Origin of the sequence: Pseudomonas sp. SF2 (assembly GCF_036858055.1) — a bacterium.
Taxonomy (GTDB): domain Bacteria; phylum Pseudomonadota; class Gammaproteobacteria; order Pseudomonadales; family Pseudomonadaceae; genus Aquipseudomonas.
Genome location: NZ_JAMBDI010000044.1, coordinates 37183 through 39856, shown reverse-complemented (window position 1 = coordinate 39856; position 2674 = coordinate 37183). Strand labels below are relative to the sequence as shown.

Annotated in this window: 3 protein-coding genes; all 3 read left to right on the top strand. The window is 65.7% G+C overall.

Annotated elements, in window-relative coordinates; all coding sequences use genetic code 11:
* The first annotated feature begins 48 nt into the window (after nt 1-48).
* The 3 genes from fliH to fliJ are packed head-to-tail and all read left to right on the top strand — an operon-like array spanning nt 49 to nt 2647.
* Nucleotides 49-843 (top strand): flagellar assembly protein FliH, encoded by a 795-nt coding sequence (fliH, locus tag M2S36_RS21805; protein WP_207829747.1) that lies wholly within the window; start codon nt 49-51, stop codon nt 841-843.
* Nucleotides 833-2188 carry a flagellar protein export ATPase FliI gene (fliI, locus tag M2S36_RS21800; protein WP_207829750.1) on the top strand — a complete coding sequence of 452 codons (1356 nt, stop codon included), beginning with the start codon at nt 833-835 and terminating at the stop codon, nt 2186-2188. Before fliH ends, fliI begins: the two co-directional genes overlap by 11 nt.
* Before the next feature lie 6 nt (nt 2189-2194).
* Entirely contained in the window at nt 2195-2647 is a 453-nt protein-coding gene (gene fliJ / locus M2S36_RS21795) for a flagellar export protein FliJ (protein WP_233693723.1), read from the top strand.
* Nucleotides 2648-2674 lie beyond the last annotated feature (27 nt).

Genomic DNA, 2674 nt, shown 5'->3' with positions numbered 1-2674 from the left:
CTCCCACAGGGACCGTGTCGGCTGAACATGGTTTGAGAACATGACAGCATGCCCACCAAAGAACATCACCCCAGCGACCTGATCCGTGCCCGCGACCTCGAGGGCGTGGACGTGTGGGCGCTGCCCAGCTTCGACCCGGAACCGGAGCCTGAACCCGAACCAGAGCCGGAACCCGAGGTCATCGAGGAAGAAGTCGAGGAAGTGCCGCTGGAAGAAGTCCAGCCGCTGACCCTGGAAGAACTCGAGGCCATCCGCCAGGAAGCCTACAACGAAGGCTTCGCCACCGGTGAGCGCGAGGGCTTCCACAGCACCCAGCTCAAGGTTCGCCAGGAAGCCGAAGAGGCCCTGAAAGCCAAGCTGGAAAGCCTTGAACGGCTGATGGCCAACCTGATGGAGCCGATCGCCGAACAAGACACGCAGATCGAGAAAGCCCTGGTCCACCTGGTGGCGCACATGACCCGCCAGGTGATCGGTCGCGAACTGCGGGGCGATTCCAGCCAGATCACCCAAGTACTGCGCGAAGCGCTCAAGCTGCTGCCCATGGGCGCGGACAATATCCGCATCCACCTCAACCCGCAGGATTTCGAGCTGGCCAAGGCCCTGCGCGAACGCCATGAGGAAAGCTGGCGGCTGCTGGAAGACAGCGCGCTGCTACCGGGCGGTTGCCGCATCGAGACCGCCCACAGTCGCATCGACGCGACCATGGAGACTCGCATCGAGAAGGCCGTGGCGCAACTGTTCGACCAGTTGCACGACCATTCGCTGCACCCGGCGGCACCGGACATGTCGATAGACCTGGACACCCCGCCAGACCGCACCGTGGACAGCCCAGATGCACCTTGAGCGCACCAGTTTCGGCAAGCGCCTGGGCAGTTATGCCGAGGCCATCGAACTGCCGGTCCAGCCCATCGTCGAAGGCCGCCTGCTGCGCATGGTCGGCCTCACCCTGGAAGCCGAAGGCTTGCGCGCCGCAGTCGGCAGCCGCTGCCTGGTGATCAATGACGACAGCTACCACCCGGTGCAGGTCGAAGCCGAAGTCATGGGCTTTGCCGGGCCCAAGGTATTCCTCATGCCCGTCGGCAGCATCGTCGGTATCGCCCCCGGCGCCCGTGTGGTGCCGCTGGATGACGGCGGTCGCCTGCCCATGGGCATGAGCATGCTCGGCCGGGTGCTCGACGGCGCTGGCCGCGCGCTGGATGGCAAGGGCGGGATGAAGGCCGAGGACTGGGTGCCGATGGACGGCCCAGTGATCAACCCGCTGAACCGCGACCCCATCAGCAAGCCGCTGGACGTTGGCATTCGCAGCATCAATGGGTTGTTGACCGTCGGTCGCGGCCAGCGTCTGGGCCTGTTCGCCGGTACCGGTGTGGGCAAGTCGGTGTTGCTGGGCATGATGACCCGCTTCACCGAAGCCGAGATCATCGTCGTTGGCCTGATCGGTGAGCGGGGCCGCGAGGTCAAGGAATTCATCGAGCATATTCTGGGTGAAGAAGGCCTCAAGCGCTCGGTGGTGGTGGCTTCGCCCGCCGACGATGCGCCGCTGATGCGCCTGCGCGCCGCCATGTACTGCACACGTATTGCCGAGTACTTCCGCGACAAGGGCAAGAACGTGTTGCTGCTGATGGACTCGCTGACCCGTTTCGCCCAGGCCCAGCGGGAAATTGCCCTGGCCATCGGCGAACCGCCGGCTACCCGGGGTTACCCGCCGTCGGTGTTCGCCAAGCTGCCCAAGCTGGTGGAGCGGGCGGGCAATGGCGAGCCGGGGGGTGGTTCGATCACCGCGTTCTACACCGTCTTGTCCGAGGGCGATGACCAGCAGGACCCGATTGCCGACTCGGCGCGCGGCGTACTCGATGGCCACTTCGTACTGTCGCGCCGGCTGGCCGAGGAGGGTCATTACCCGGCCATCGACATCGAAGCCTCGATCAGCCGGGTCATGCCCCAGGTGGTCGATGCCGACCATCTGCGCCAGGCGCAGAAGTTCAAGCAGTTGTGGTCGCGCCTGTCGCAAAGCCGCGACCTGATCAGCGTGGGCGCCTATGTGGCCGGAGGCGACCCGGAAACCGACCTGGCCATTGCCCTGCAATCGAAGCTGGTGGATTTTTTGCGCCAGGGCCTGCGCGAAAACGTGGGCATGGCGCAAAGCCGCGAACAGTTGGGGGCGATCTTCACGCCCCCGGCAGGCTGATAGGCCGTGGCGCTGCCCGGACGCGCCGCGCGCCTGGCGCCGGTGGTGGACATGGCCGAGGAGGCCGAGCGCAAGGCAGCCCAGCGCCTTGGGCATTTCCAGCAGCAGGTGGCCACAGCCCAGGCCAAGCTGGCCGAGCTCGAGCGGTTTCGTGAGGATTACCAGCTGCAGTGGATCAACCGTGGCGGGCAGGGGGTCAATGGCAGCTGGCTGGTCAATTACCAGCGCTTCCTCGGGCAGCTGGAAACGGCCATGACCCAGCAGCGCCAGAGCCTGGTCTGGCACCAGAACAACCTCGACAACGCACGCGGCACCTGGCAGCAGGCCTACGCCCGGGTCGAAGGCTTGCGCAAGCTGGTGCAGCGCTACCTGGACGAAGCCCGGCGCGCCGAAGACAAGCGCGAGCAGCGCTTGCTCGACGAGCTGTCGCAGCGCCTGCCGCGGCAAGCTCACCTATAGGTTTGTCACGGGCCTTGCAGCGCCTGT

Excerpts from the sequence above, each read along its gene's own strand:
- fliH (WP_207829747.1), top strand. The coding sequence starts at position 49 with ATGCCCACCAAAGAACATCACCCCAGCGACCTGATCCGTGCCCGCGAC.
- fliI (WP_207829750.1), top strand. The coding sequence starts at position 833 with ATGCACCTTGAGCGCACCAGTTTCGGCAAGCGCCTGGGCAGTTATGCC.